Origin of the sequence: uncultured Pseudoteredinibacter sp., from assembly GCF_947500695.1 — a bacterium.
Classification (GTDB): Bacteria; Pseudomonadota; Gammaproteobacteria; order Pseudomonadales; family Cellvibrionaceae; genus Pseudoteredinibacter.
Genome location: NZ_CANMSS010000001.1, coordinates 488,465 through 511,818, shown reverse-complemented (window position 1 = coordinate 511,818; position 23,354 = coordinate 488,465). Strand labels below are relative to the sequence as shown.

Sequence of the window (23,354 nt, the reverse complement as noted above, 5' to 3'; positions counted from 1 at the left end):
TATTGCGCAACTTAATTGTAGTATTGCGCAATATTCTGTTGGGGGAGCTTGTCTTTGTAGGATGACTGCAAAGTTTGGGAGAGGAGTGATGTCAGACAATATACCCAGTTATGTATTAGAGGGCGTGGCCGCATTAATCGAGAAAGCCGGCCAGGATCCCGTGGAACTTGCCAAGCGGGTCGAGCTGAATCCGGCGGCGTTATACCAGTCAGACATTCAAATTAATGAAATTAAAGTTAACGATCTTTTCGAAGAGGCGGCAAAGACCTGCGGTGATCGTTTTTTCGGGCTCAAGATCGCAGCAATAAAAGGCCACGATACGCTGGGGCCGCTGTGGCTGTTAGCCCGTAATGCAAGCACTGTAGGGGAATATCTTAAATTGCTGACGGATAACCTAGCGATACATACCCAGGCAATGACAATGCATATTGTGGATGAGGGACGGGCGGGTGTTTCCCTGAATATGGAAATCACTCAACTCAAGCTAGATACCTTTCAATCCGCGCCAAGGAATACGGCCATTACTCAGATGGTTGAGCTAAGTCTTGCAGTTACCTGTAAGAATTTACGTCAGTCTTTGGGAGCGGGTTGGGTTCCTCGGTATGCACAATTCAGACACGCTGCTCCCACAAATGTTCAGCCGTTGCGAAAAGTATTCGGAGAGCATCTTTTTTTCAATCAGGACGTTAATGCAATCCATTTAAGTCACGAAGATTTTCAAGCGCCCCATTATCGGAATCCACTTAATAAAATATCCCTTGATGCAAAAAGGATTTCGACGCGGGATTTGGAATCCAGTGTGGGTCAGGGCATGAGTTTTGTGCAACGTGTCGGGCGCATTATTCGGACCCTGATTAATGACGAGGGCGTCACCGCTGGCGAAGTTGCGAAAACATTGAATATTCCCGTAAGGACGCTGCAATATCGATTAAAAAAACATAACACCAGCTATCAGGATCTTTACGATAAAACCCGTGAAGAGTTAGCCAAGCATTATCTGACTAAATCTGAATTGTCCATCAGCGCCATAGCTGAGCGTTTGCACTTTACCGACACGGCGGCGCTGTCAAATTTCTTTAAAGGCCGGGGTGGTTATTCCCCTCGCGAGTATGCGAAAAAAATGCGAGTTCTAGATAAACTGAAATAATAAAGATTTCTATAGCTCTGAATATAGGCATTATTCTCTTTGACACTATTCTTGCGTTTTTAGTACTCTAATCAATTTTACCTGTGCGCACACGGAGGTGGTATCTTGGGATGTGACATTGAATTCAATAAGTTTGTTGAATTGACGGAGACCGAACAAATGGATTTGATTGGAGAGCGCGATAAAATTTCTTTCGATATAAAATCTCAGATCATTGATTATGAAGTCTTGCGAGACATAAATCAGCTAGCGGAATTTTTGCAATCCTCTCAAAAGTCAAGAATTGATCAGATAGAAGCTGCCTACGCCCAATCAGGGGGAGTTATTAAGCCCTTTCATCGATACGGAATTGTAACATTCAGGGTTGATCATGGCCCCCAACTGGAAGAATTTTTTACAAACGCCGAAAACATAATTTTCATGGGGACCGTTAATTTGGGTCGAAACCTTAGCCATAGGTATTTTGATTTTAGTAACTGCGTTTTCCTTCAATCATTATTTTTAGGCCAACAACCAAATTACTCACAAAACCTTTCATTGAGGCTTTCAAACTGTGAGTTTTATGGAGTTGTATCTATCCTTATGAACATAAAGTTCATAGATGTAGACAAATCAAAGTTTTTCTACTGGCAGGGTTTAGTAATTAGCAACGCTACGGGAGAAAGGGTTAGCATTAGAGACTCTGAAATTAGCGGAAGCATTCAAAACTCGACATTTGAAAGAATTAGCATATCAAATACTACGGTTCTAAACAGCTACTTCTTTAGCAATGTTTATGTTCAAAGGGGATAGTGGGCTTCAGCCATTTCTTTGCCTAAAAAGGCAAATTTAAAATTTTCAGATATTCATATTGTCGGAAAGAGTGTTTTCGGTTTTAAAAAGAGTCAAGGGAGAGTTGTATTTGAGGCTTCGGATCTGGGGAACTCGACATGGGACTATAGCTCTATTTCTCAAGATGACTATGACTGCTTAAAAATTCTTGTTGATGGAAAAATCCAGCATAAACAGACTTCAGAAAATTACGAGGCGCTTCGGGATATAGCAAATAAAAACGGTGATGTAAAAGAAAAGTTGGAGCTGGAGTATTTAGTTAAACGAGAGCGCCTGCTGGACTTTAAAAACCAAGCAAAAAAAAGTTGTCTTAAATATAAGTTGGTATTATGGCTATTCAAATGGATACTGCAACAAATATTCGCCTATTTTTGTAAGTGGACTAGGTTTTTGTATTCCGTACCGCTTGTTATCTTTATGTTTGCTCTGGTTTATTCCTTTAATTTCGATAAGATAATTTTTGACGAAAAAATATCCGGAGGTTATCTTTACGCCCTAAGCAGCTCTATTTATTTTAGTATAGTCACATTATCTCTAGGAGTTTGAAGTCATTTCCCGAAGGATTAAGTTTAGCAACTTCTTTTACTTGTAAGAGTGCAATCTCCTGGGCCCGCAGTCCTAGCTTGAAGCTTATCTGCATGATGGCCGTGTTCTTTTCCGGATGACGGTGCTCCCGAATCACTTGAAAGAGGTGGCTTTGTTGTTCTCGAGTAGGTACACGCGCTTGGCCTGATTTAGACATGAAATGCCTCAAAGTAGGGGTGAAATATAATCCGTAATAATAGGATTTTAACGGATTATTGGTATTTTGCGAGCCAAATTGAGCACTCTACCTAGTTTGCACAATTAGTACGCAAAAAAACACCACCTCTTTACTTCAGTTGTTCAGCCCCACGGGACCATAAACTGCTCGGATCCGTTGTTTCAGCCCCCGGAAATCTGAAAACGCTTCTGAAACAGTTTTATTCTCTAAACACGCTTTGGTTCATTCGGATATAGGGAAGAAAGTTCAAGCTCAAATAGGGCTCGGACAACCCTGTATTACAGATAATCAACATTGTGGGGAAATACACAAATTTACGAGCAAAAAGCACACAACTTTATGGGGTCGTCCACTGGAATAACGTTTAAGGGTGTGTTAGCCCATAATATATAATTTAACATAATATACATTATGCGCATCAATACAGATAAAGCCCCCAAACCACTATATCCGCTCAACACCTTATTTTACGTGGCCTCTAGTCCGTTATAAGCCTTTAAAAAACCATTCTCCTTAAGCTGCGATAATAACTGTGTACAGTGATTACGCAGATCATCTCTTAAGGCTCGCACAGCTGGTGTGATCAGTTGCCGACTTGGGCAGATTAACCAAAGCTCTTTTACCGGTGGCCGATAGTCTTCCATGATCACTTTTAACCGGCCAGCGATTAAATCGTTTGCCATATCCAAACTGGATTTTACCGCTATACCTTTAGCCGCGATGCACCAGCGCCTAACAATGTCGCCATCGTTGCACATATGGTTACTGTGCATACGTAGCCTGTGGCTGCTGCCTTGATGCGTAAACTCCCATAGATCGTGACTCAGGCCATGCAGCTGATACAGTAAAGCATTGTGCTGTTTTAGCTCGTCTAGGCTTCTTGGCTCGCCATATTGCTTTAGATAATCTGGGCTCGCACATAATAAGCCAGGCACGTCGCAAAGCTTAAAGCCGTAAACGCTACTGTCTTTGGGCGATCCATATCGGATGGCAATATCTACGCCGTCTCGGTAAAAATCGACCTGGCGATCATCGATACTTAAGTTGAGACTTAATTTTGGGTGGCGTTCTACAAATAGATCAAGCCATGGCAATAACAGATTGCGGCCGAAATCTGAGGAAACGGCGAGCTTGAGTTCCCCACTGATTAACTCGCTCGTATTCGAGCCTTGTAGTTTAGCACCCTCTAATATAGATAAGGCGTGCTTACACTGTGGAATAAACTGCTCACCGGCCTGGCTTAAGCGTAAGCTCCTTGTTGTGCGTATAAACAACTCTACACCCAACTGTTTCTCGAGGCGCTTTAATGCTGCATTCGCCGTGGCGTTACGTAAATCTAGGCGTTTTGCAGCTGCAGTTATGCTGCCCAGCTCAGCCACCATAATGGCGATATTTAGATCTTCTGTGTTCAAAATTTACCTTTTATCAAATACATTTAGATAATGAATCAAACATTAGACTGTTTTTAGCGTTCAATACAATCTCTACACTGCAGGCATTGTCATTCAAGAGAGATTTAAACGTGAACAAAGCAAACACCCCAAACATTCCGCACACAATGAAAACCGTGGCCTATCAACAGTCTTTGGCGATCGACCATCCTTCGGCACTGATTGACGCAGAGCTGACCACCCCTGCCCCGGTGGGTCGTGATTTATTGGTCGAGGTAGCCGCCATAGCGGTGAACCCGGTGGACTATAAAATTCGGCAAATGGTTGCTCCGGAAGATGGCGAATACAAGGTGCTGGGTTGGGATGCCCTTGGCCGCGTTGTTGCTAAAGCAGAAGACAGTACAGAATTTGAAATTGGTGAACTCGTTTTTTACGCCGGCGATCTAAACCGCCAAGGCAGCAATGCCCAATATCATCTTGTTGATGAGCGAATTGTGGCGAAAGCGCCTAAGCATATTCCAGCCGAGCATGCCGCCGCCCTGCCCCTCACGTCGATTACAGCTTGGGAACTAGCCTTTGAAAAACTGGGCATTGCCATGAAAACAGATACTAATAATCAAAATGAAGTAGTGTTGGTAACGGCAGCGGCAGGTGGCGTTGGTTCAATTCTAATCCAATTGTTAAAACAGCTGAGTAATGCAACGGTCATCGCAACGGCATCGCGCCCCGAGAGCAAGCAGTGGCTATCGGAAATTGGCGCCGACCATATTATCGATCACAGCCAAGCTTTAGGCCCCCAAATTAATCAGCTAAATTTAGAAGTTACTCATATCGCAAGCCTAAGTCACACCGAGCAATATTTCGAGCAATTTGTTGAACTGCTTAAGCCCTTTGGACGTATCGCGCTAATTGATGATCCAACCAACTTGGATTTCACATTACTAAAACCCAAAAGCCTATCGCTGTGTTACGAATTTATGTTTAGCCGATCTATGTTTGAAACCGAGGACATGGCAGAACAAGGGAAAATATTGAGCAAGGTTGCAGAGCTCATTGATCAAAAAGCCATACGATCTACGCTAGGTAAAAATCTAGGCTGCATTAATGCCAGCAATTTAATAGAAGCACATCGAATATTAGAATCAGGGGCGTCTATTGGAAAGTTGGTCCTAAGTGGTTTTAATGATCAGTAATCACTTAAACGTGAGCTAGTGGGCAATATCAATCGTTTGATCTTTGCTCACGGCAGGATTGTATTGTACTTGCAATACTTCTAAAGCGGCTGGCTTACCGTGGTAATAGCCTTGCTGGAAATCGCACCCTATTTCATTAAACAGTTCGCACTGATCTTTAGTTTCTATGCCTTCAGCCACAACAAACAAACCCTGAAGCTTGCATAGATTAACTAAAGATTTAGCCGTCTCGGAGCTGCCCTTTTGGCCGATCCGGTTTATTAAGGAACGGTCAAATTTTATAACATCCACAGGGTAATCCAGCATCTGCATTAGGCTGGTATAGCCCGTACCAAAATCATCGATAGCCGTACGAAAACCGAGCTTGCGCATACTCTTTAAGTTGTCCAATACTTGATCATTATGCGCGGTAGCAAACGTTTCGGTAACCTCCAAAACATAGTATTGATTCACGATACGATAATATTTCGCTAAGCGCTTGAGCTTGTCTACAAACGTTAATGAATTCAACTCAGCGGATGAAATATTGATTGATACTCGACTCACGGTAGGTAAGGTATTGTTCAATACGCTAAAGTCTTTAAACACACGCGCAATCACCCACAAATCGATTTTCTCAAATGCGCCAATTGATTCGGCTAGAGGAATAAATTCATCAGGCGGGACAGCGCCAAGCGTCTGAGAGTTCCAGCGCAACAAAGCCTCCAGTGCACAGAGTTTTCCTTGCGCATCTACGATAGGCATGTAGTGAATCTGAAGCTCTTTCTCGAAGCGATCACTCTTAAGCTCTAGCTCTATTTCCTGCATTCTGCGGTGTTGTTGGGCTAGCTCTTCGGAATAAGCTGCAATACAATTTTTACCTGATTTTTTTGCCTGGTACATAGCCAAATCAACATTGCACATTAATTCAGAAAATGACAAGCCCTGACTTGAAACGGCCAAACCGATACTCACGCTTACCGGGTAAGTTTCTTCATCGATGGCGAAACCCGATTTAAACATATTCAACACCGCTTCGGCGCAGTCTGTCATTTCTTGTTTGCTGCAATCCGCAGCTAAGATAACAAACTCATCACCAGATAAACGAAAGACACCCACCTGGTGACGACCGTCTTTATTGTGCTCTTCTATTGTGGCAGTGAGCCTTTTAGACACAGAGCGAAGCAGCTTATCACCAACTTCATGCCCGTATTTGTCGTTAACGTACTTAAAGTTATCGATATCAATGTAGCAAATGTAAACCGGGGCAATATCGAGTGATCTGGAAAACAGACGGTTGGCCATTTCATTAAAGGCCACACGATTAGCAAGACCGGTCAGTGAATCTTCTCGAGCTTGCTTATAGCTTTGACGATATGAGTTTGAAAGCCTTACATAGAGCTCTTGAAACTTTCGAGCCAAGCGCCCTATCTCCCCAGTATCTTGGTTAACGAAAATTTCTTTGCGTTCGTTTTTGATAAGCTCGTCAAGTTGCGAATCGAGATCAGCAATGGGGGCGGTAATAAACCGTGCAACTAAGGACTGTAACAATAGGTAGGTAAGCAAAGAGAACAAAAACGTAAGTAATACCATTCTGATTCTAAGATCTTTTAGCGCTGCATCAAAATGGGCACCAGGAACAGTAAACGATATTGAATCGAGATCGCTCAGTTTCAACTTAAAGTCGAAATTTAAGGATCCTTCTATATCCAGCGAGGGATCGTTATTTTTAATATAACGAATTTCAGCACCATAGTGCCTCCGTAAACGCTCCAGGGCTTGCAGCAAGCCATCAGATTTAATGGCCACAACCACAATTAATGCTTCAGCTAATTGAGAAGGCAATGGCTGTTTATAAGTGCTTTCATCAAGGGTTATAGCCTGGTAGATGTACATATTTTCATTGTTATCAATAAAAACACTGCTTCTCTTAGCAACATTCTGCACCCTTAAATCACGCGCGAATTGAATTTCTTCATCAGAAACCTCAGCAAAGGGATCTAAACTGTTTTCAAGATATAAAAGTTGCTGGTTATCGGCGTTAAGAATCAGTATTGATAGGTAGGGCTTGCTCTGGGCCAGCTGCCTTTTTAACGCATTATCCATATGCCGCTGTAACATTCTTAAACGATATATATCATTGGGTTTTGATAAATATTGCGCCAGTAAATCCCCTTCAACTAAAGACATCAAATACGCGTCTTGGAAATTACGAAAGGTCATGTAGTCGGCATGCAAACTGCTTAAGCTCTGCTCCAGCTTTGCAACTTCCAGTTCGAGCAAGGTCCCCCTCTCCTGCTGGTAAATCCACCAAGACGATAAGGCATAGCTAATCACTATAACCGGCAGTAGTAATAAACTAGTTCGAGTTCTTAGATTCATGGATATTCATTATCGCATTGATAATCTTGAGTCTTAATGCCACGTTTTGATTACTTAATTCACGATATAATTGAGCCTTAACTTGCAAGCTTTCTAAGTTTCGCATACCTAACTCTTCAGCATCTTCTGCATTCATATAAGCTACAGCCGCATGATTCGAAGTGGCTATTCGATTATAAGCGGCGTTTTTGGCAGCGATTACTGGGGTATTTAGGTAGTTAAGCAGAGCAATTGATTGCTTTTGTTTTGAGCTGCCCTTAACGATTGCCAAGCAATCTACCCACAGAACAGTGCCATCCTCGGGAACAATATATTTCCAGCGCCCTTTGTTGTCATCAAGTTCATTAAGCGTGTGTTGATCGCCACCATACACTGCGGCCATGTACAGATTCTTAAACATATCGCGCTGTTTTGCATACGTTAATGCGTATTCGTATGTCAAAATACTCTCAGCCTGTTGCTTTAAAAGCTCAAAAGCCTGTTTTAGCTCTGTTCGATTTTCTGTGTTGAGATCATAACCAAGCTGAAAAAGTGCTGGCGCCAACATATCGGTATAGTCGTTAATCATGGCAACATGCCCGCGAATATTCTCAGCAGGAAAAAGTAAATCAGCCCAGGAGCTAGGAGGCGAAGCGAGCTTATCGTTACGATAAGCAATGCCAAGCGTGCCCCACAAATAAGGCATGGCATAATCACCACAGCGTTTTCGCCAAAACGGTTCTATATGCTTAAGTGATGGGAGAATATTTTCGTCAAGCTTTAGGAATTTTCCATCCGCACCAAATCGGTTAGCAACGATTTCGTCAACCACCACCACATCAACACGGTGCCGCTCAGAATTAACGATTATGGCATCTCTGTCTTGGTCGCTATCGAAGTAAACCTCTTGTAAGGGACCATTCGCCTCCTCCCATTCTTCGATAAGCTCTGGGCTAAGGTAATCTTCCCAGTTCAATAAGCGGAGGGGTTCTGCAGGCCAGCTAAGCGGACTGAGAATTAAGAGTAGAACACACCCTATACAACTTTTAGCGTTCTTAGACATGAGCCCCTTCATACTGATAATTTTTTGTTCTAGCGGCTTTATAAGACTAAGGATCGTCAAGTCAATTCAATCATACACCCGCAGGCTATGGAGACTACAGCCTACACATTTAAGTATAGCTTCTATACCTCATCTCTCAAGCCCTATGGATATGCGGCCTATAACTAATAGCTATACTAAATGCTATCGTAAATGAGACACATTTATGTCTGAGCCTTAGGCGTAAATATAGCAAATGCTAGGCAAAAAAAAATGCCCGCCTCTTAATGGCAATTAGATTGCCATTAAGAATGCGAGCATCGTTTGCGCTGTCTTCTAGGTCTCTATAGGCTAGTCATTGCCAAGCGATAAAGACCGAGTTAAACGCTCTAAGCTAACTTCAAAACCTGTGCAGGAACCGCAAGATCTTCTGAAGGTGGAGCGAAAGAAGTTAGGTTAATACCCTCTACAGCTTCTTTGTACTCTTCTAAAGTTGGGAAGCGGCCAAGGATAGTCGCTAGTACTACCATTGGAGTTGAGCCCAACAATGATTCACCTTTCTTCTCGTCAGTGTCTTCCACAACACGGCCCTGGAACAAACGAGTAGAAGTTGCTAATACCGTATCACCTGGCTCAGCCTTCTCCTGGTTACCCATGCAAAGGTTACAGCCTGGGCGCTCCAAGTACATTTGGTTTTTGTACTTAGTACGGGCTTCTTCTTTAGGATTGTCATCGCTAAATTCGAAACCGGCATATTTCTGTAGCAATTCCCAGTCGCCTTCGGCTTTTAGCTCATCAACAATGTTGTATGTTGGTGGAGCTACAACCAAAGGTGCTTTGAACTCGATAGGGCCTTTCTTTTCTAGGTTGCGTAGCATCTGAGCGATGATTTTCATATCGCCTTTGTGGACCATACATGAACCCACAAAACCTAGATCTACTTTGCGACCATCGTAGTAAGATGTTGGACGAATTACATCGTGCGTGTAACGCTTAGAAACGTCGTCGTTGTTGACGTCTGGGTCAGCGATCATTGGCTCTTCGATAACATCAAGATCTACAACCATTTCAGCGTAGTACTTGGCGTTGTCGTCTGGTGCCAAAGCAGGAGCTTCGCCAGATTTAACTTCAGCAATACGCTGATCGGCCAAGTTGATCAAACGGTTAAGCATGTTGTCGCGGTTTTCCATGCCCTTGTCAATCATGATCTGGATGCGAGATTTCGCCAGCTCAAGTGATTCGATAAGCGTTTCATCAGTTGAGATACAGATAGAAGCTTTCGCCTTCATTTCTGCAGTCCAGTCGGTGAAGGTAAACGCTTGGTCAGCTAACAAAGTACCGATCTGCACTTCAATAACGCGACCTTGGAAAACGTTTTCGCCGTTAAACTTCTTCAGCATCTGAGCTTGGGTAGCGTGTACGATGTCACGGAAATCCATATGCTCTTTCATGGTGCCTTTAAAGGTAACTTTTACAGACTCTGGAATTGGCATTGCACATTCGCCCGTTGCCAAAGCGATTGCTACCGTACCGGAATCCGCACCAAAGGCGACACCTTTAGACATACGTGTATGTGAATCACCACCGATAATGATTGCACGATCGTCCACAGTGATATCGTTCAATACCTTGTGAATTACGTCAGTCATTGAGTGGTAAACGTGCTTAGGATCGCGCGCAGTGATCACACCGAAGTCATTCATAAACTTCATCAAGCGAGGGATGTTAACTTGAGCTTTCTTATCCCATACAGAAGCCGTGTGACAACCAGACTGGTATGCACCATCAACACTTGGTGAAATAACCGTAGCGGCCATTGACTCAAGTTCTTGTGAGGTCATCAAACCGGTGGTGTCTTGTGAACCTACAATGTTCACTTTTACACGAACGTCAGAACCGGTGTGCAGTGGTGTTTCAGACGCTACGCCAACAGCATTACGGTTAAAGATTTTCTCAACCGCTGTTAAGCCTTGACCTTCGTGAGAAATTTCTTTTGAAGCAGCGTATACCGCTGGAGCTTCAACACCTAAAGTCTCTGCTGCAAATGTCTGTAGCTTCTTACCGAAGGTTACTGCATAAGAGCCGCCGGCTTTCATAAACTCAACTTTTTGTGGAGTAAATGAAGAAGAAATATCAACTAGCTCTTTATCACCGTTGTAAAGCTTCTTAGCTTTAGTATCGATGGTTAACACAGTGCCAGTTTCTACAGAGTAGGCTTCTTCTAATACTGGATCACCATTTTCATCGAAAACAATTTCGCCGTTCTCGTCGGTTTTCTTAACCCAGTTTTTCAAATCCAAGCCAATACCGCCAGTAACACCAACGGTGGTAAGGAAGATAGGTGCGATACCATTGGTACCGGCAACTACAGGCTTGTTGTTAACAAATGGAATATATGGAGAGGTTTTTTCACCCGCCCACAAGGCCACGTTGTTCACGCCCGACATACGAGAAGAGCCAACACCCATGGTGCCCTTTTCAGCAATCAACATTACTTTGGCATTCGGGTATTGCTTATCCATCGCTGCAATTTCTTGCTGAGCTTCTGGGGTAATCATGCACTGACCATGCAATTCACGGTCTGAACGAGAGTGCGCTTGGTTACCTGGGGAAAGCAAGTCGGTAGAAATATCACCTTCTGCGGCGATATAGGTAACAACATCAATTTTTTCTGGGATGTCGTCCAACTTGGTAAAGAACTCAGCTTTTGCGTAGCTTTCTAGGATACCTTTAGCAATTGAATTGCCAGCCTTATAGGCTTCTTCCAAACGCGCGGTATCTGCTTCGTACAAGAATACTTGAGTTTTTAGAACTTCACCGGCAGCATTGTTATTGCTGTCTTCAGACAATGCAATATCTAGTAGTACGCGTACAGATGGGCCACCCTTCATATGGGAAAGCTGCTCTAGGGCATACTCTGGGCTGATTTCATCTAGTTTCTCGCTACCCAGTACGATGTCTTTTAGAAACTCCGCTTTAACACCAGCCGCTGGAGTGGTGCCTGGAAGCGTGTTGTAAATAAAAAACTTTAGGGAATCAGCGCGGTGTTCGTGATTTTGATCTTTGATCTGTTCGATGATCTCTGACAGTAGATCGGCGCTATCAATAGGTTTAGGGTGTAACCCGAGCTCCTTGTCGCGAAGCTCAATCTCTTGGAGATATTCAGCATACAAGTTCATTAACTTACATAACCTCTTTTTATCTGGCTTAATCTAGTCGGCAAATTTGGCAAACTGTGCCAATTTTAGCAGAATTCGCCTTTTAGATCAGTACTCCAAGGGTTCTAAATTGGCGACCTTGAGGTAAGCCAGAGCAATGTATTCATTCTAAAAAACGGCTAAACCCTTTGTATATAGGGTGTAATTGAGTATTAGCTAGGTCGATTGGGCACCATAAATAAGATAAATACTCGTTATTAGTAAGCTTAAATCGGTATAGGCGGCCCGACTCGGTAGCTTGATAGCCCCAGAATGGCCACATAATAAGCGCCCTACTGTTCAGCTTTTAACTCAGGAAGCTAGCCTTTAACAACAGCGCAACACTGCGCTGAGCAAAATTCAACCAACACAATCAATCCAGAAGTACCTTTCAGGCAATAAAAAAACCGCAGCAAAAGCCGCGGTTTTTTAGAGAAGCCTAACTGAACAACAGAAAGGCTCAATATATTGGTAACTTCTTAGAAGCTGCCACTAACTGTCAAACGAGCATTCATTGGCTGACCAACAGTTACCTGGTGGGTGCTGTGCGCCGTTGGGAAGTACTCTTCGTCTGTTAGGTTTTCGATATTCAATTGCAGTCGCAACTCATCAGAAACCTGGTAAGACATCATCGCATCAACACGAGTATAGCAAGGCAAGGTTAAATCGCTGCCGTCCTTGATCAATGATTCGTCCTGGTAGATAACACCTAAGCCCAAACCAAACTTGTCAGTCGCTTGATAGCCAGCCCATACAGAGGCCATGTTCTCAGGCAATTCGCGAGGCTGAGCACCCGAGCCAGTTTTGCCATCTAGATTGCTGTAACCCGCTTGGATAGAAATCTGTTCGGTTAGGTTACCTTGCAACTGAATCTCATAACCTTCGACTTCTAAACCACGAACTTCAAAGTTCTCGCCGGTTTCGTTGTCGCGAGCGGCGCGAGTCTGTTCATTTTCAAAGTAAGCAGCCGTTAGGCTTAAACCACCCTCAAAATCCCACTTCAAACCGATTTCAGAGTTTTCGAAAACATCTGGGTCTAGGTTGTTTGCATCACCATTGATGTTCGCAAACTGCTCACCACTGCGTGGCAAGAAAGATTCACTGTAGCTGGCGTAGATAGAAATATTCTCTTGCGGCTTATAAACCAAACCTGCACGTGGAGAAATTTCTTCGTCTTTACGTGTGCGACGCTCATTATCAGCTTTTACGTTTAGCACATCGATGTCGAAGCTGTCGAAGCGCGCCCCCAAAACGATGTCGAAGTTTTCAGAAAGAGCAATCTGATCTTGGATGTAAACAGAAGCTACTTCAATTTCAACGTGGGTATCATCGTTCAAAGAATCTGGGTTGTTAAAGACAACAGTAGTTGCCTGCCCCGCTGCATTAACGCCTACACCACCAACCAAGTTTCTTAGCTGATCGATAAGAATGGTTTCTTTATCCTTACCAGAGGTGTCCCAGAATGCGTTATAACGATCTTGGTTAGAGGAGGTATCGCCGTATTCAACACCAGCAATTAAAGTATGCTCGATACTACCAGTATCAAACTCGCCAACTAAGTTTGCAGACAAAGTTAGGTTTTCACGCTGAGTAGTATCTAGATAACCATCTAAGGTCACGCGATCTGGGGTATTAGCCTGATCGTAACCAGAGGCGTAAAGATTTTGATACAGCTTATCGTAATCGCCGTAAGTAACGTTGAAGTTACCTTTTAAGCTGTCAGAAAAACGATGCTGTAAAGTAGCGCGAAACACATTAGCTTCTAAGCCAGTTGTGTTTAGATTACGATCGCCAAACACAACACCGTCAAGTGCTTCAACTGGACGACCATCGGCACCGGTTGGAATACCACGATCAATAAAACGTTCGAAGTCTACGTATTCGTAAGAAACATCTAAAGCCGTCTCTTCACCCAACTTCACATGTAGGGTTGGGTTAATCGCGTAACGGTCGCCATCAAAGTGATCGCGATCACCTTCTAAGGCTTCGTACATGCCATTAATGCGTAGCGCTACATCTTCGTTGATGCTGGTATTGGTATCGATCTGAATACCAACGCCACTGAAGCTATCAGCGCTAACGCTAAATTTCGTGAAATCTTTATCGAGTTGGCCTTTTTTACTAACACGGTTTAGTACGCCGCCAGTACCACCACGACCGAATAGTAGTGCGTTAGGGCCGCGCAAGATTTCAACCTGATCTAGGTTATAAAGCGGACGGTAGTATTGAACATCGTCACGCGCACCATCAATAAAGAAGTCTGCGGTTGAACGAACACCACGGAATACAACCGCATCACGGTGACCTTCACCTTGGGTGTTGTTTACGCCTGGAGTGTAGTTAATGATATCGGCAACGCTATCGAAACCCTGCTTGCTGATTTGTGCAGCAGTGATAATCGATAAACTCTGTGGTACATCGATAATCGGGGTTGGGCTTTTAACAGAGTTAAGTTTATCCATAGAAAGGTAAGAACCCTCTACGATCACTTCTTCAATACTGTCTTCAGCGATAGCCACCCCAGAAAGTAAGGCTTGATTCGCAGCGATTAGCGCAACAGCTAATGGCAATTTTTTCATGTTCTCCACTCCATACCTATTTGGATATTTGTCGATAACGGCTTCTATAACCGCTAATTGGCAAAGGTCTCTGCCCTGCTTTTTAATTGGGCGGAAGTATCTAGCAAAAACAAACAAAATGGAATGGCAAATGAGTATTATTCTTATTGTTTTTTGATATATATCTACGCTTTAGTGCTTTATGCGCCTAAAAATGGAGCAAATTGGACTATTAAACGTATATTAATTAGGGTTTTTAGGCTTTGGGCGATTTTTGTGACGGAGCCACCAGCAATCTCGATTTAGAGCTAACAAACGATAAGGAGAAACTGTGGGAACAAGGCTCTAAATGGCGTGGCACATGAACTTCCCTAGTGAAATTACTGAACCAAAGGAACCAGCTAAACCGCTTCAAGCAGGATAACCAGTAATTTTACGTATTGCTTGATAAAGACGGTTTAGGGACGGATACATCTTTAGATACACCTCTTTGTACAGGTCATTATAGAGCTTTACGTTTTCTTGATTGGGTCTAAATACGGTACCAATAGAGCTCATACTTCTACAGGCTTCAGCATGGTTTTTATACCAACCTAAGGCCACCGCTGAGTTTATCGCCGCCCCTAAGCCACTGGTTTCATAGGTGCTAGGACGTTCGACTTCCATGCCGAAAATATCGGCAGAAATTTGCATAATTTGATCGCTTTGGGAGCCGCCACCTGAGATGCGCAGCTTGCTTATTTTTTTACCACTACGCTTTTCAACGCGCTCTTTACCTTCGCGTAATGCGTAACAAAGCCCTTCAATAATGGCTCGATAAATATGTGCTTTGGTATGGACATCACCAAAACCAATAATTGCGCCCTTTGCACCTGGACCTGGGTTTTTAATGCCGGGGCTCCAGTAAGGTTGTAGGGTCAGGCCCATTGAGCCAGCTGGAACTTGTTCTAATAACTCGTCGAATAAGCTTTCTACCGCTACGCCCTCTTCCTTTGCTCGCAAGCGTTCTTCCAAGGCCATTTGCTCCTTGAACCAACTTACCATCCAGTATCCGCGATACACCATCGCTTCGGTGTTGTATCGACCAGGCGACGCAGCTGGGTATGGCGGTATCATCGTGGCCGATTCAATATAGCGATCAAAATTACCATTGTAGGTTGCTGTAGTACCATAGCTTAAGCAGCCGATATGTTCCTCTACAGCGCCCGCTCCTAATAGCTCGCAGGCTTTGTCGGAGCCTGAAGCGACAATGGGAAGACCTTCAGGCAGAGCCGTCTCTTGAGCGGCAATAGCATTTACATGCCCAAGTACTTCCCCTGCAGGCGTTAATTCAGGCAGCATTGATTGAGTAATCGGCAAGGCCTTCCAATGCCAGCTGCTCGGTTTTGCCCATTGCTGCGCTTTGTAATCGAATGGGATGTAGGCAACCTGGCTCGCGACACTGTCTTTGAATTCACCACAAAGTTTAAAGTGGTGATAGCCCGATAGCAGCAAAAACTTATGGGTTTGTTGCCACAAATCTGGCTGCGCTTGCGCCAACCAATTTGCTTCCGCCTGACGGGTAAAATAATCAATATTAGATTTTAGGCCCAGTAGTTTTAATGGCCAATCTAGCCAACCCAAAGAAACAGGATTCGGAGCCTCCCGCTGATCCAGCCAAATAATGGCTGGGCGCAAAGTATCGCCATTTTTATCTACGTTCACGACGGTGCCACGCTGGGTAGTGACGCTGAGCGCCGCAATTTGCTCCGGTTTTACTACCCCCTGTTGCCACAGGCTCTGACAGGCTTCACAGAGTTTTTCCCAAAAATAATCGGCCGATTGCTCAGCCCATCCTGGTTCTTGGCTCGTGTAGGCTTCTATGGGTACATAAGCCTTATCTATTTGATTACCATCACGATCATAGACCAGCGCACGGATGCTCTGTGTGCCATTATCAATACTGAGTACAAAGGGTTTTTCACTCATAGGGCAATTCTTTTATTAGAGCCAATTTTTATTCAGTTGGTAAACTGTAGTGGTTCTGCCAAATATTCTTGTAACGCTCAAGCTCAGCTTCCCAGCGTTCCTCACTCCAGCCCAACTCTTCAATACACAAGAGCTTACACACAGAAAACAGAGAGCTCGCACCATCTTCAAGTAGCAAGCCAAGACGTGTGCGGCGTAACAATAAATCGTCAAGATGCTCAACCCATTCATGTTTAAGGGCCCAACGTAGATGCGCTACACAGTATTTTTGCTGCTCGATGGGTTGCAGCTCATCGCTCGTACTTTCAGACAAAAAGCCTGCGGCTTTGAAGCCATAAAATGCGCTTGCAGTATCGAAAATCACCTCGTCTTTGACAATAGGTTTTAGCGCTTCGAGTTTTGATGCATCTAGTGTTCGAAACACTTGGGCGTCATCACGTGTAAAATTGAATCCGGGTATGTACTGTTCAGCTTTTTGCAGGACATCCAAAGCCATCACACGAAAAGTAGTGAGCTTTCCACCTGCCGCACTGATCAGCCCTTTATCATCCCACACAGCGTGATCGCGCCTTTCTTTGGAAGGTTTCTTTTTACTGCTTTTTTGATTGGCGTTTTTAGCCGCAAGCTGTTGTGACTTTTTAAACTGCTTATCCCCGGCAATAACAGGCCTTACGCCAGACCAAGTCGAGACAATGTCTTTATGGCTAATGCTTGTTCCGGGAAAGTGTTTTTCAACAATCGCTAAAAGATAATCGAGCTCTTCTTTAGATATTGCCGCCTCGCTACTGAGCTCTTTATCATAGTCCAAATCAGTCGTGCCAATCACACTGTGCCCTTCCCAAGGGAATACAAATACACTGCGCTTATCAGCTGGGTGCTGGCAGCTTAAAGCGCTATGCATGGGTAACACACCTCGCTTAAGCACAATATGGCTTCCTTTAAGCGGGCGCACGCGAGCTTCATCGATACGTTGCTGACGAAGCTTGTCAGCCCAAGCACCCGTACTATTTACAACCACTTTAGCGCTACAGCTAAAACCAACTGAAGAAATTGTATCGAACACTTCTAGATGTTGCAGGCCATTGTCATCAGCGGTGCAGCTTTTCACCTCACAGTAGTTTAGCAAACAGGCCTCCTCTGCTTCGGCTTCTTGTAGTACTCGCAACACCAAGCGACTATCATCTGTTACCGCATCGGTATAATAAGCGGCGCCCTCTAAGCCTTCGATAGACATGCTGTTAAAGTTTGATTGCAATTCGTCGGTATCACATATTTTGTGATTTTTGATGCCCGCAATACGGTCGTAGCTAGACAGCAGAATTTTCATCACCATACGCCATGGCAACCAGCTTTTAGGCAATAAAAAATAATAGCCCATGCGTTCTACTAGCCCTGGAGCTTCACGCAGAATACGCTCGCGCTCCAACAGGGATTCCTTGGTGAGTTTCCTATCCCCCATGGCTAGGTAACGCAAACCACCGTGTACCATTTTTGAAGAGCGGCTAGAGGTTCCCCAAGAAAAGTCTTGCTGTTCCAATAACAGAACACTCAAACCGCGCCGTGACGCCTCCCGAGCCACACCAGCACCGGTGATACCGCCACCAACAACAATCATGTCCCAACTTTGGCCTTGAGCCTGTGCAAGCTTTTGCGCGCGTTTACTCATCACTTTAGTCTCCACTAAAATTGCTACAGTGACAGGAATTAATCAACCAACTTGCCGGGATTCATAATATTGTTTGGATCAAAGTGTTTACACAAGCTTTGTATTGTTGCAATGCCCAACTCACCTTTTTCAGCCGGCAAGTAAGCCTTATGGTCTTCGCCAACACCATGCTGATGACTAATTGTTCCACCAACAGAGACGATGGCTTCAGCGCCAGCTTGTTTTAACGCCAACCAACGATCGTAGGCCTCTTGGTAGTCGCTGCCTGCACGATACATATAGGTGGTATAGACACTGCTCCCTTGCGGATAAAAATGTGAGAGATGGGTAAAGACATGCACCTTTTCACCAAAGCCTTCAGCCGCTTTACGAATACCCTCTTCGATCGCGGCCATAGTGGTATCGGTTTTGCTCCAATCTACCGCAGTTTCCATGGTATCAATCGCATAACCCAAATCCATAAAGCCATCGCGCAAATATGGGCTACGAAAACGACTGTGCTCCCATGCCTTGCCAATTAACTTTCCGATATAGACACCACCAAATTTGCGACTTAGACGTTTCACTTGCTTGAGCGCGAAGCGGCAGCTTTTACTGTCACCGGTGGTGCCAAAAGTGAACATTACCTTGCCTTCAGCCACACCGCGAAAAGAGAGATATTTTTCCAGATAAGCAATCGCCTTGGGGTCGCCACCGAGCTTTAAGTGAGAGGACGTTTCTTCGGCATTGCTTAGGCGCATCATCGACAACGGCAACATCTGTTGTGCCAAAGCTTTGCTTAATGCTTTACCTTGTTGCCAGCTAGGAAAGAAAACGCCGTAAAAATGCTCTTCTTCGGGCAGCGGCGTAACCCGCATCTTCACCTTGGTGATGATTCCCATACGCCCCTCCGAACCAAGTACGACTTCACGCAGATCCGTGCCGGCCGATGTGCCAGGAAAAGTTGGAATGTCCAAGCTGCCTTTTGGCGTCACCATGGTGCCGCCAGCAAACATTTTTTCAATGCGACCATAGCGCAAAGATTGTTGACCACTAGAGCGGCTTGCCACCCAACCACCAACCGTAGAAAGCTCCCAAGATTGCGGAAAATGCCCCAGGGTATAACCCTCTGCTTTTAATAGCGCCTCAAGTTCAGGGCCAGCCAAACCAGCACCCAAGGTAGCAATTTGACTCTCGCGATCCAACTCACAGAGCTTATTGAAATTAGCCAGACTAACGGTGATGACAGGTCGTTCGGTTTTAGCAGGGTTAATGTGGCCGACTACCGAGGTGCCGCCACCGTAAGGGATAATCATGGCATTACGCTCTTCGGCGAGCTGCAGCAACGCTTCTACTTCCACCTCATCGTTCGGCAAAGCCACCGCATCAGGTATCGCGCCTAACTCACCAGAACGAAGGGCGAATAAATCGGGCAAACTTTGGCCGCGACTGTGACGCACGCGAGTCTCGGGGCTTAAGTCCAATAAAGGGTGTTCAGCAAGCTTACTGGCGGGTACTTTCGCGAGCACGCTTTCAAGTTCGGCAAGTGGCAATGCGGCAGCGGCACCTAAACGCTCATTGGCCATCGCTACGGCCTGCGTGCTTGGGCTATGCTCATATTCTCCATTAAGCTTGCCCCAACCATTCCATCGTCTTTGGCCATTAGACTGTGTGCCCATAAACTCCCCCAGTTTCTTATTAGATCGTTACTAAGCCGTAGCTTTTAATAAAGGTATCAGCATTTATAGTATTGTGAGATCACACACTTTGCGATGACGAGAGAAGACGCTAGAATCACCAAACGAGCCAAAATGTAAGATTTTTATTAATCTTACTAAGATAACGCGACAATAAAACAACAATAAGGGCTAATTTTGACCCCTCTAAGCGCATCAATTCCTGCATTAAAGCAATATCTGACAGCCGCCGAAGCTCTAGGTGTTGATATAGCGCCCGTATTGGTAAAGCACAGCCTCACGGAGAACGTACTTCAAGACAACGAAGCCAGAATCGATTTGGCTCATTTTGAAGATGTTTTTTTAACTTTGATCGAAGCCAGTAAACACCCCTATTTCGGTCTTTATGCCAGCAATCACATCAGCCCAGCCATGTACGCAAGCCTTGGGCTTATCTCCATTAGCGCTGCTAGCTTACGGGCATGTATTGAGCTGGTGCCAACCTATGAGACACTAGTTGGTGATATGGGCACTACCGAGTTAATTGAGCAGGAAGAATATTTCGAGCAGCGCTGGCACTGCCAACTAAAAGACCCAGCGGCCCGGCGACATATCAGTGAAGCGGTGCTCTCTTCTTGGTATTTATACGGAAAAAACATGCTGGGCCTTGAAGGCGATGTACTTGGCTTAAGCTTTGAACACCCGCAAAGCAGCAATGATCTTCAGCAATATAATACTGTGTTTTCCTGCGCGCCTGTATTTAACGCGCCCTACACAGCTTTACGGCTACCTAAAGAAGCCATGGACGCACCCTTACCCCAGGCCAACCCAGCGCTGCAGGATTCACTGATCAACCACGCCAACCAACTTTTACTAAAGCTGGCCCCCAAGAAGGAAAACAGTGGGCTAGAGGAAATCCGAAAGAATATTGGCGCGCTACTTAAGGAAAACGATATTAGTAAAGCCGCACTTGCTAACAAAATGAACATTAGCCCAAGAACACTACAGCGAAGACTGGAGGAAAACGACAGCAGTTATCAGCAGGAGTTGAGTGAAATTCGTTTTTCACTAGCAAAGGCTATGTTAAGGCAAGGAATGGACAATGAAAGCATCTGCGTCCAACTAGGTTTTGCTGAGCCCAGATCTTTCTTTCGGCGCTTTAAACAATGGAGCGGGATGACTACCACTGAGTTTAAGCAAACAACTACCACTAGGAAAAACTAAACTTCCGCTCTAGATCAAGCTGCCACTCCACAACTTGACCACCTAAACACAGAAACGCTAGCGCCATTTAGATTTCTTATCGAGTTTATAAGATCTAAAAGTGCAAACTAGTTATTCAACCAGCGCTGCAACAATCGCTGCAGCTTATAAAACTCGATAGGCTTGGCTAAGTACTCATCCATCCCCGCGGCAAAACTGCGAGACTTTTCACCGTTAAACAAATGCGATGACATACCAATAATTGGGATATGCTCGGAGACAGGCTCTCCTGACTCGGCGCTTTTTAACTCGTGCTCGATTTCACGTTCTCGAATTATTTGAGTTGCCTCAAAACCATCCATTAATGGCATATTGCAATCCATTAGTACAATATCAAAACTCTGGTTTTGCATTTTTTCCAAAGCTTCTTTGCCGTTAATCGCGACGGTAACTTGCAGTTTCAATTTTTCCAATAATCTCTGTGTCACCAGTTGATTGGCTCGATGATCATCTACCAGCAAAACCGAATACCCGTCAAAAGATAAAATATTATCTTTATCATGATTGAGGCAATCGGGCTTAGCGTAATCGCCTTTTAGCAGCAAGTATTGCAAGGCATTGTGAGCCGCATGTGGAGATAGCGGTTTATTCAAGCGGGCAACTTGTATCTTATCAATGGCGTAGTCGGTAACTTCCGTACATTCCATATCGCGCTTATTACCCACAATTAACTGTGCGACATCGCGCAGTTGCTCGTTATCTAAAATCTGCTGAGAAATTTCCATCCAGTCACGATTACCATGACGGGTGTAAAACAGCACTAGATCAAATGCTTCGTCATCGTTTCGTGCATCCCACATTAGCTGAACCACTGAGCCTAGATCTTTTTCGTGGGTGACCTTTAGACCCCAGTCCTTAAATTCACGCATCATTGGCTTGCGAACTTCTTTGGATACATCTACCAATAGCGCTCGTTTGTTTTTAAGGCGAGCGTTGACTGAAACTTCTTGCGTGAGGCTACCAGATATTTCAAGTGGCAAGCTTACCAAAACCTGGTGACGCGAAGGGCTTACCTCTACAAAGCCTGATATAGATTCTGCCAATGCTTTACAGACGACAAATGAAGTACTGTTTTCCCAACTATTGACTAAAGTAGTCGCGCTTTCCTCGCTTTCACCTGTCGTTTCCCAGGCGGAATACTTGTCATCCCCTGCCCCTATTAAACGAATTTTCAAGGTCAGATTACCGTCACGTTGATTATCCAATTTATAGTTACCAACGATGGTAATTTCTTCGGACTGAGTGGAATACATCACGTGGTAAATCAGCTGATGCAAAATCTGTTGGACGCGTACAGCATCGCCGCGCACACGAAGGGGAATGCTTGAATTCAGCAAATAATTCAATTCAGTGTGCTGATGAGCCGCATCTTCAAACAAATCTTCAAGTACGTTTTCTAGCAAGCGACGTAAATTAAATACGCTGATATCACGCTCGTACTGACGACCCACAGTTGTTAGATATTCACCAACATTATTGATCAACTCCAATTGATGCATGGCAGTACGATGCGCCATATCCACCAATTCAGATTGATGTGAGCTCAGTTGATCGCGATCAAGTAAGGACAAACTTCCCAACAAATCATTTAAGTTAACCCGAACCTCGCTACCCAGGTTCTGTAAAAACTCAGTACTAAATTGATCTGCGGCCTGCATATCGCGCTTTTCAGCTTCCAGCTCAATGGTTTTACGGGTCAAGGCTTGGTTAGTTTCCAAGCTCTTCCAGTAGCTTTCTGCGACAATTCTACCCTGATGAATCATGAGCAAGAAAAACAACAAAATAATGATGCCGTAGAGATAACCGTTAATGGTGCCCAAGGACACCATGGCCAAGGCACCTGGTATCAAGCCTAGAAACTGATACCAACTCATATAGCGGTTGTAAGGCGCTAAAGCATTGGCCGTCGAAGAAAAGAAAACGATGGTGTAAAACCATAAGATAGTAGAAGCGTCATCAAGGCCTTTGATAAGCGTAAATGTGACTAAGACCACACTCCACCAAACAGCACCGAGCAGTGAGGCTAAAAAATACTGGTTACGCCAGCGAGAAGGAGCTCTCGGATATAAAGCATCAAAACGAAATAGAAAAAAGCTGCGCACAGCAGTTAATGCTAATAAGCCAACAGTCAAAATTGCAGTGGCGGTTGGAGCTTGAAGGTAAAGCTCCCCCATCCAGACACAGAACAGAAACACCGCAAGATTGATCAAGATGCCGCGACGACTGTATTTGGCCATGCGACTATCAGTTTCGCGCATTAAACGGCGATCACGATGAACTTTAGATTCTGGAATAAAGAGCTTAAACATAAGGCCTGTTCTCGCAAAAACGGGTTACTGC

Annotated in this window: 14 protein-coding genes; 5 read left to right on the top strand and 9 right to left on the bottom strand. The window is 44.6% G+C overall.

What is annotated here, in order from left to right:
- The first annotated feature begins 88 nt into the window (after positions 1–88).
- The 3 genes from Q1A08_RS01860 to Q1A08_RS01850 all read left to right on the top strand — a co-directional run bounded on the left by Q1A08_RS01860 (position 89) and on the right by Q1A08_RS01850 (position 2,524).
- Positions 89–1,147 (top strand): AraC family transcriptional regulator, encoded by a 1,059-nt coding sequence (locus Q1A08_RS01860; RefSeq protein WP_299768886.1) that lies wholly within the window; start codon positions 89–91, stop codon positions 1,145–1,147.
- A gap of 159 nt (positions 1,148–1,306) precedes the next feature.
- Positions 1,307–1,939 (top strand): hypothetical protein, encoded by a 633-nt coding sequence (locus tag Q1A08_RS01855; RefSeq protein WP_299768883.1) that lies wholly within the window; start codon positions 1,307–1,309, stop codon positions 1,937–1,939.
- Positions 1,940–1,957: 18 nt separating this feature from the next.
- Positions 1,958–2,524 (top strand): hypothetical protein, encoded by a 567-nt coding sequence (locus Q1A08_RS01850; protein ID WP_299768880.1) that lies wholly within the window; start codon positions 1,958–1,960, stop codon positions 2,522–2,524.
- 684 nt (positions 2,525–3,208) lie between these two features.
- Here the strand turns inward: Q1A08_RS01850 and Q1A08_RS01845 are convergent.
- Positions 3,209–4,153, bottom strand: coding sequence for a LysR family transcriptional regulator (locus Q1A08_RS01845; RefSeq protein WP_299768877.1), 945 nt, complete (start codon positions 4,151–4,153; stop codon positions 3,209–3,211).
- A gap of 110 nt (positions 4,154–4,263) precedes the next feature.
- Here Q1A08_RS01845 and Q1A08_RS01840 point away from each other — a divergent pair, with 110 nt between their 5' ends.
- Positions 4,264–5,325: a zinc-binding alcohol dehydrogenase family protein gene (locus tag Q1A08_RS01840; protein WP_299768875.1), complete on the top strand. Its 1,062-nt coding sequence runs from the start codon at positions 4,264–4,266 to the stop codon at positions 5,323–5,325.
- Between the two features lie 15 nt (positions 5,326–5,340).
- Here Q1A08_RS01840 and Q1A08_RS01835 read toward each other — a convergent pair whose 3' ends face one another.
- The 7 genes from Q1A08_RS01835 to Q1A08_RS01805 all read right to left on the bottom strand — a co-directional run bounded on the left by Q1A08_RS01835 (position 5,341) and on the right by Q1A08_RS01805 (position 19,754).
- Positions 5,341–7,686, bottom strand: a complete 2,346-nt coding sequence (locus tag Q1A08_RS01835) for an EAL domain-containing protein (protein ID WP_299768872.1) — start codon at positions 7,684–7,686, stop codon at positions 5,341–5,343.
- The gene (locus tag Q1A08_RS01830) at positions 7,664–8,728 is read right to left on the bottom strand and encodes a spermidine/putrescine ABC transporter substrate-binding protein (RefSeq protein WP_299768869.1); all 1,065 of its coding nucleotides are present in this window, start codon (positions 8,726–8,728) and stop codon (positions 7,664–7,666) included. Before Q1A08_RS01830 ends, Q1A08_RS01835 begins: the two co-directional genes overlap by 23 nt.
- A 368-nt stretch (positions 8,729–9,096) precedes the next feature.
- The gene (locus Q1A08_RS01825; RefSeq protein WP_299768866.1) at positions 9,097–11,886 is read right to left on the bottom strand and encodes a bifunctional aconitate hydratase 2/2-methylisocitrate dehydratase; all 2,790 of its coding nucleotides are present in this window, start codon (positions 11,884–11,886) and stop codon (positions 9,097–9,099) included.
- 497 nt (positions 11,887–12,383) lie between these two features.
- Positions 12,384–14,483, bottom strand: a complete 2,100-nt coding sequence (locus Q1A08_RS01820; RefSeq protein WP_299768863.1) for a TonB-dependent siderophore receptor — start codon at positions 14,481–14,483, stop codon at positions 12,384–12,386.
- A gap of 390 nt (positions 14,484–14,873) precedes the next feature.
- On the bottom strand, positions 14,874–16,430 hold the full coding sequence (locus Q1A08_RS01815; protein WP_299768861.1) for an FGGY-family carbohydrate kinase: 1,557 nt from the start codon (positions 16,428–16,430) through the stop codon (positions 14,874–14,876).
- A 28-nt stretch (positions 16,431–16,458) separates the two neighbouring features.
- Positions 16,459–18,096, bottom strand: coding sequence for a glycerol-3-phosphate dehydrogenase/oxidase (locus Q1A08_RS01810; RefSeq protein WP_299768859.1), 1,638 nt, complete (start codon positions 18,094–18,096; stop codon positions 16,459–16,461).
- A 38-nt stretch (positions 18,097–18,134) separates the two neighbouring features.
- A complete protein-coding gene (locus Q1A08_RS01805; protein ID WP_299768857.1) occupies positions 18,135–19,754 on the bottom strand; it encodes an FAD-binding oxidoreductase in 1,620 nt (539 codons plus the stop codon).
- Between the two features lie 195 nt (positions 19,755–19,949).
- Here Q1A08_RS01805 and Q1A08_RS01800 point away from each other — a divergent pair, with 195 nt between their 5' ends.
- The gene (locus Q1A08_RS01800; RefSeq protein ID WP_299768854.1) at positions 19,950–20,975 is read left to right on the top strand and encodes an AraC family transcriptional regulator; all 1,026 of its coding nucleotides are present in this window, start codon (positions 19,950–19,952) and stop codon (positions 20,973–20,975) included.
- Between the two features lie 107 nt (positions 20,976–21,082).
- On the opposite strand, the gene Q1A08_RS01795 is transcribed toward Q1A08_RS01800, so the two are convergent.
- Positions 21,083–23,323, bottom strand: a complete 2,241-nt coding sequence (locus Q1A08_RS01795) for a response regulator (RefSeq protein WP_299768851.1) — start codon at positions 23,321–23,323, stop codon at positions 21,083–21,085.
- Between the last annotated feature and the right edge of the window lie 31 nt (positions 23,324–23,354).

Bases quoted from the DNA above. Each gene is read 5' to 3' on its own strand.
- Q1A08_RS01860 (WP_299768886.1), top strand. From the start codon at position 89: ATGTCAGACAATATACCCAGTTATGTATTAGAGGGCGTGGCCGCATTA.
- Q1A08_RS01855 (WP_299768883.1), top strand. From the start codon at position 1,307: ATGGATTTGATTGGAGAGCGCGATAAAATTTCTTTCGATATAAAATCT.
- Q1A08_RS01835 (WP_299768872.1), bottom strand. From the start codon at position 7,686: ATGAATCTAAGAACTCGAACTAGTTTATTACTACTGCCGGTTATAGTG.
- Q1A08_RS01830 (WP_299768869.1), bottom strand. From the start codon at position 8,728: ATGTCTAAGAACGCTAAAAGTTGTATAGGGTGTGTTCTACTCTTAATT.
- Q1A08_RS01825 (WP_299768866.1), bottom strand. From the start codon at position 11,886: ATGAACTTGTATGCTGAATATCTCCAAGAGATTGAGCTTCGCGACAAG.
- Q1A08_RS01820 (WP_299768863.1), bottom strand. From the start codon at position 14,483: ATGAAAAAATTGCCATTAGCTGTTGCGCTAATCGCTGCGAATCAAGCC.
- Q1A08_RS01815 (WP_299768861.1), bottom strand. From the start codon at position 16,430: ATGAGTGAAAAACCCTTTGTACTCAGTATTGATAATGGCACACAGAGC.
- Q1A08_RS01810 (WP_299768859.1), bottom strand. From the start codon at position 18,096: ATGAGTAAACGCGCGCAAAAGCTTGCACAGGCTCAAGGCCAAAGTTGG.
- Q1A08_RS01805 (WP_299768857.1), bottom strand. From the start codon at position 19,754: ATGGGCACACAGTCTAATGGCCAAAGACGATGGAATGGTTGGGGCAAG.
- Q1A08_RS01795 (WP_299768851.1), bottom strand. From the start codon at position 23,323: ATGTTTAAGCTCTTTATTCCAGAATCTAAAGTTCATCGTGATCGCCGT.